The organism is Cryomorpha ignava, assembly GCF_010686655.1.
Lineage (GTDB): Bacteria > Bacteroidota > Bacteroidia > Flavobacteriales_D > Cryomorphaceae > Cryomorpha > Cryomorpha ignava.
In genome coordinates, this window is record NZ_JAAGVY010000088.1 from 1 (window position 1) to 5004 (window position 5004).

Annotated in this window: 5 protein-coding genes; 4 read left to right on the plus strand and 1 reads right to left on the minus strand. The window is 42.6% G+C overall.

Annotated elements, in window-relative coordinates:
- Nucleotides 1-715: 715 nt before the first annotated feature.
- Nucleotides 716-1228 carry a hypothetical protein gene (locus tag G3O08_RS20270; protein WP_163287274.1) on the plus strand — a complete coding sequence of 171 codons (513 nt, stop codon included), beginning with the start codon at nt 716-718 and terminating at the stop codon, nt 1226-1228.
- 108 nt (nt 1229-1336) lie between these two features.
- Here the strand turns inward: G3O08_RS20270 and G3O08_RS20275 are convergent, their stop codons facing one another.
- Nucleotides 1337-2611: a S1C family serine protease gene (locus G3O08_RS20275; RefSeq protein WP_163287275.1), complete on the minus strand. Its 1275-nt coding sequence runs from the start codon at nt 2609-2611 to the stop codon at nt 1337-1339.
- Between the two features lie 393 nt (nt 2612-3004).
- On the opposite strand from G3O08_RS20275, the gene G3O08_RS20280 reads away from it, so the two are divergent.
- The 3 genes from G3O08_RS20280 to G3O08_RS21605 all read left to right on the plus strand — a co-directional run bounded on the left by G3O08_RS20280 (nt 3005) and on the right by G3O08_RS21605 (nt 4150).
- The gene (locus tag G3O08_RS20280) at nt 3005-3460 is read left to right on the plus strand and encodes an FKBP-type peptidyl-prolyl cis-trans isomerase (protein WP_317164120.1); all 456 of its coding nucleotides are present in this window, start codon (nt 3005-3007) and stop codon (nt 3458-3460) included.
- 109 nt (nt 3461-3569) lie between these two features.
- The gene (locus tag G3O08_RS20285; RefSeq protein WP_163287276.1) at nt 3570-3773 is read left to right on the plus strand and encodes a hypothetical protein; all 204 of its coding nucleotides are present in this window, start codon (nt 3570-3572) and stop codon (nt 3771-3773) included.
- A gap of 254 nt (nt 3774-4027) precedes the next feature.
- Complete coding sequence (locus G3O08_RS21605; RefSeq protein WP_262888996.1) at nt 4028-4150, plus strand: hypothetical protein; 123 nt, start codon at nt 4028-4030, stop codon at nt 4148-4150.
- The last annotated feature ends 854 nt before the right edge of the window (nt 4151-5004 follow it).

The window sequence follows — 5004 nt, forward strand, 5'->3', positions numbered from 1 at the left end:
TTGAATTTTGAGCGATCTAATTTTGAGATAATCTGAGAAAACAACGTTATATTTGCCATAAGAGGGAGTGTTTTTGTTGTGCAATTCAAAGTTAATTTGAAATACAAAACTTCCCTCTTTCTTTTTTAAAATTTTTAAACGTTTAGGACGCTATTGGTTTAAAACCAATAAAATTTTCTCGCTTGTCAAGTTTGATGAACTTATATTTTTCAAGAAACGCAGCTGTTAAAAGCCTGAAAGGCTGGCATATAATAGCCCAGGGTGAACTAAGCGAAGCGACCTCTTGAACACTTTAAAAATAAACACTTGTGAAAAACTTAGCGTAGCGCATCCCTGGGTGATTGAATGTCACGCATTTAGGTTTTGGCGACATTTTTGCCTTTTCGCAAAAATGATGACAACTCAGCGGAGCGTTCTCACAACCGCAGGGCGTAAAACCGGATCTATATGAATATGGTTCGTTTTTATCGCAGCATCATAGATGACAGCGGCCCGTGAAGCGCAGGACTGAGTATTCACTTAACTTAATGACATTGGGCATGTGTCTTGCCGAGTTCGGGGTAAACGGATACTTTAAAGCAGGAATATTTTTCAAAATAGAGCATACCATATATTATCCTTTCTTCTCTGTGAAGTTAAAACCCTCATACGCCTTGCCCGTTTGTGCTTTTCTCAATTTCCATTAAATATCCCCATCCAACAAGAAACCCTATCTATGAAACAATTAATTACCACCCTAGCCATCCTTCTGACCTTGTCTTTGTCTAATGCCTTACAAGCTCAAATGTTAGAAAAGAAGGCATTTAAAGAGGCAAGCACAATAAGACTTTATGTAACTGATGCTACTGAAAGTGCCGCCGTTTCCAGATTCACAGAATTCATAAACAAAACGAGTTGGACTGTTCAACCATCATCAAAACCAATTGAAGAAGCAAAAGCCGGCCAAAGCGTTAACACTATGCTGACAGATACAGGCTCACTATTTGACTTTATGATGGGAGAGTTCCGAGGTCAGCTTCAATTTTATGCAGACACGGATAGCTCCAATAAAATTTATATCGGCGTAAGTGGTTACACATCAACTGTAACTTGGGGAGGCTCGGATAAAGCAAAAATGAAAAAAGGAGGACCGGATACAAACTGGTCTCAACGCGCCATGTTTAAGCAGATGGATAAGCACTTGTCAAATTTTTCAGGCCTTGACTTGGTGCTGTATTCGGATGAGTAGGGGACGTTTGCATTTGACTTGAGCATTCACGACGAATCACGCGCTTACACTAGCATAACTAAAAAAGAGTGAGATTCTTCAGGTTCCATTTTGGACCCTTGTCAAATTTCACTCTACCACCAATTTTAATCTCTCCGTAATTATGGCTGTTGGAATGGCAAAACCAAGGCCTTCCACACCACTGCCGATTACTTTGGCGTTGACCATGCCGATGATGCGGTCCTGGGCGTTGAGCAATGGGCCGCCGCTGTTGCCTCGGTTTATGCTGGCATCAGTTTGAATGTATTCTTTATCTTCGATTATGCGATTGCCACTTACGATGCCGCGCGATACCGATTGTCCTAGCTCGGTAGTCGCCGGTGTGCCAATCACCCAGGCTTCTTCACCGGGTTCAGGTTGGGCATTACCCGCAAGGTAGAGCGGACTGGCGGCAATGTCGGTGAGCTGCAGCAGAGCCAGGTCGTACTCGGGGTCTTTGCGAAGCACTTTTGCTGTGGTGCGGATACCATTAGAAAAGATGATTTGTACTTCTTCGGCGGCGTTGATGTTGTGGTGGCAGGTAAGGATGAGCCCTTCACGGGAAATGATGGAACCGCTGCCATGGCTTGAGCCGTTTTTGATGGTGACTGTGGCTTCCATAGCCGATTTTATGGGTGTTCGCTCAGGAGCGCCGGCAATAGGCAGGAGTACCTCGGTATCAAACTGAGGAGGTGTTGGTTTTGCCGATGCATACAAAATGTCCTTTATTTCCGGATCGCCCAGCATGTCGTCTACCAGTTGGGCAAAGGCTTTTTCGAAGTAGTTGGAAAAGTCGGCCGTCCCAATTGGCAAACCTGTTGCCGTGGAGTAGAATTTCGAACTTATTTTTTTATTCAATTCAATCATTTCTGTATGGAGATTCAGAACCTGCAGCCGAACATTCATCTGAGTATGGAATATGTTGGGTTGAGTGCTTCCAAATTGAAGAAAATAGTTGAAAAGCAAATCATTCAAGTCAAATGCAAGCGCAAACCTGGGAGAGATGTTTGACCGTACTTCCTGAAAAACATGACCGTAGCCTTCTACCTTAAACCCTTGTTGCACAAATGCTTCTTCAATATACTCTTTGAGCGTATTGGCATAAAAGTTATTTTGGGACTGAAAGGCTTGGCTATATTGAATATTATAAATTCCAACAGATGCCAATTCATCGTCTTTTTTCGTTTTATTGCTGACTCCCACGACTTTTGCCAATTCCAGGTCAATGACCATCCTTCGGACCTCAATGGGTTGGGGTTCCTGGGCATCAGCAATTGAAGTTATAGTAAGGAGTGCCGCAACGAGTAGCCCACAATAGAAGGGGAAGTGCGATGCATATTGTAAGGGGGGCGTTTTTCTGATCATGGTTCATATTTTGATTGCAATGTATCAATTTTATGCATTGATATAGAAGTTTTTCACCGGCTTTCCTTAGCCATCATTGGCTTTCTTTTAACTGGCAGCGCGGTGTTGAGCTTTTCTAATCCACATTCATGAATGGTGTTAATCTACTTCTGCACCATTATTTGTGCTGCGGAACTTCAAGATACTAAATTCGGATAATGGTTAAATCCTGGCTAGACCCCGTTCAGCTGCATTTACTTCCTTCGGTCGTGAGATCGAGATGCTAAGTTGTACCGCTGCGGCAGACGAACCATCATCCTCTCGAGACTCGCGACTATAGACGCGAGTCTCAAAAGAATCTTATTTCATAAAAACCCCAATCGTATCTTTGCAATTATTCAATGAGTAAAAACTATGATGAAGCGCATTTTATTATTTCTATTTGTGGCAGTGGTATCGGTGCAATGCAAGAAGGATGATGGGGAGAATCAATCTGAGATTGACGAAAAAATTATTAGCGCATATATCGCCGATAATGGCCTGGATGCGCAAAATGTTGGTGGTGGACTCTATTTCGTAGATGAGCAGACGGGTGCGGGAGAAAGTCCCACTGCATCTTCGACCGTGAAGGTGGCATACCGGGGCTATTTTACAAATGGACAGGTATTTGACGAAAGCAGCACAGATGGAGTGGCCTTTGGCCTCAATCAAGTGATCAGAGGCTGGACCCTGGGGATACCCTATTTCAAAGAAGGTGGCAGGGGCAAACTGCTTATCCCATCGGGAATGGCGTATGGTGCGAATCCACCATCGGGCATTCCGCAGAATAGCGTGCTCATTTTCGATATTCATCTCATAGAGGTGCTCTGAGAAGTGCGATGGGCTACAGATCTATCGAATATTTGCGCGGCAGACGAAGCATCATCGCCTCGCGCCTCGTTTCTCGCGACTCGCGAATCCAAGCCTCCATCAGGTTGGAATGATCTGCGATGGCGCCTCGCTATCTATTGAATTCACCAAGCCCAACGGGAAGATTAAAGAATTATACTACGAGATGGATACATTTCCCGAAGAGTGGCACGCATCTTACCAAAAGGCTAGACGACTCATGCGCTATTTGGAGAGACATGAAGGTGTTCCTAAAAAGGAGTTTACCTGTTATATTGGTGGTTTGCCGGGGTAAACCGCGACCACCACTTTTTATTGGCACGAAGCCAAGCTATGATCCATCCAGTGTTGTCTTTTAAGAAATCATTCTTATATTTATAAACAATTAAATGCCCATGGTAACAATTATAAAGAAAGGGACTTCTGTAATACAGATGAAGAGGCTTTTAAAAGAAGCTTTTTCTAAAACTCCTAAAAGGAATATTAGACAGTATGCAGGCGTGTTAAAGACTGATGTTGATCCACTGAAATACCAAAAGAAAATGCGAAATGAGTGGAGTTAAACTCTTCGTTGACACAAACATTCTGTTGTACTTCTTAAAAGCATTGGAAGAAGAGTTTACCGAAAGCGGAAATAAAATGATTTTAATTGCCCCGTCAAAATATGTCTAAACACGATTTGTAAGATAGAGGGATGATCAAGATGAATAGATTAAAAAAATTTTTAGTTGATAGAAAATTCATTTTAGGTTCAGATTCACCAAAGCCCACGGCGGTCAATCACGCCTCCCTTTTCCTCTGGGCAAGGGCTTTTTCCCCTGCCCGAGCATCGTCAGCATCTCCAAAACAACCAAATTACAACCAAAGAGTAAAGAGGTGGCAACTAAGGTGCAACTAAGGTGCAACTAAGGTTACCCCGCTCTGGAGATACCAATTTCTACCATTTCATACTAAAACCTACCAAAACCTACCAATCTATACCAAAACGATCATTTCCCGACAAGTGATTTGCTATAGTGGTTTTAAATTTGAAACTTTGGATAGTTGGCGATGAAATAACCTCATTAGCGTTTTTCAAATAAACGGGAATCCAGAAAATAAACTCTTATTTTGATTGACGAAACCATATATTCCGAATGGTCTTTTACTAGTGGAACAATACTTTTAAAGGAATCTGTTGTAGCCATTTTGAAACGCTTGTTCAATAATTATTAAAAAATGATGTTCTATTTTTATTAAACAGAGATGTTCGACTCATCTCGGCTTCGCTCGATAACCACCGCTCAACTTAGTGAAACGCTCTCAGGATCGAAGTGACTCCGTATGGACGCAGCGAAGCAAGTAATACATCGCATCAGCAGATCCGCACATCAACCCATCCGCACATTAACTCATCCGTAAATCCTGTCCATCTTATAAATCTTAAAAATCCTGTATAAGACAGTTTAGCCACCGATCACATCCCCACATCCAAGATCAAGCCGCAGGCATGAGGAGTTTATCCCGCTATTTCAGCGGGGCACATC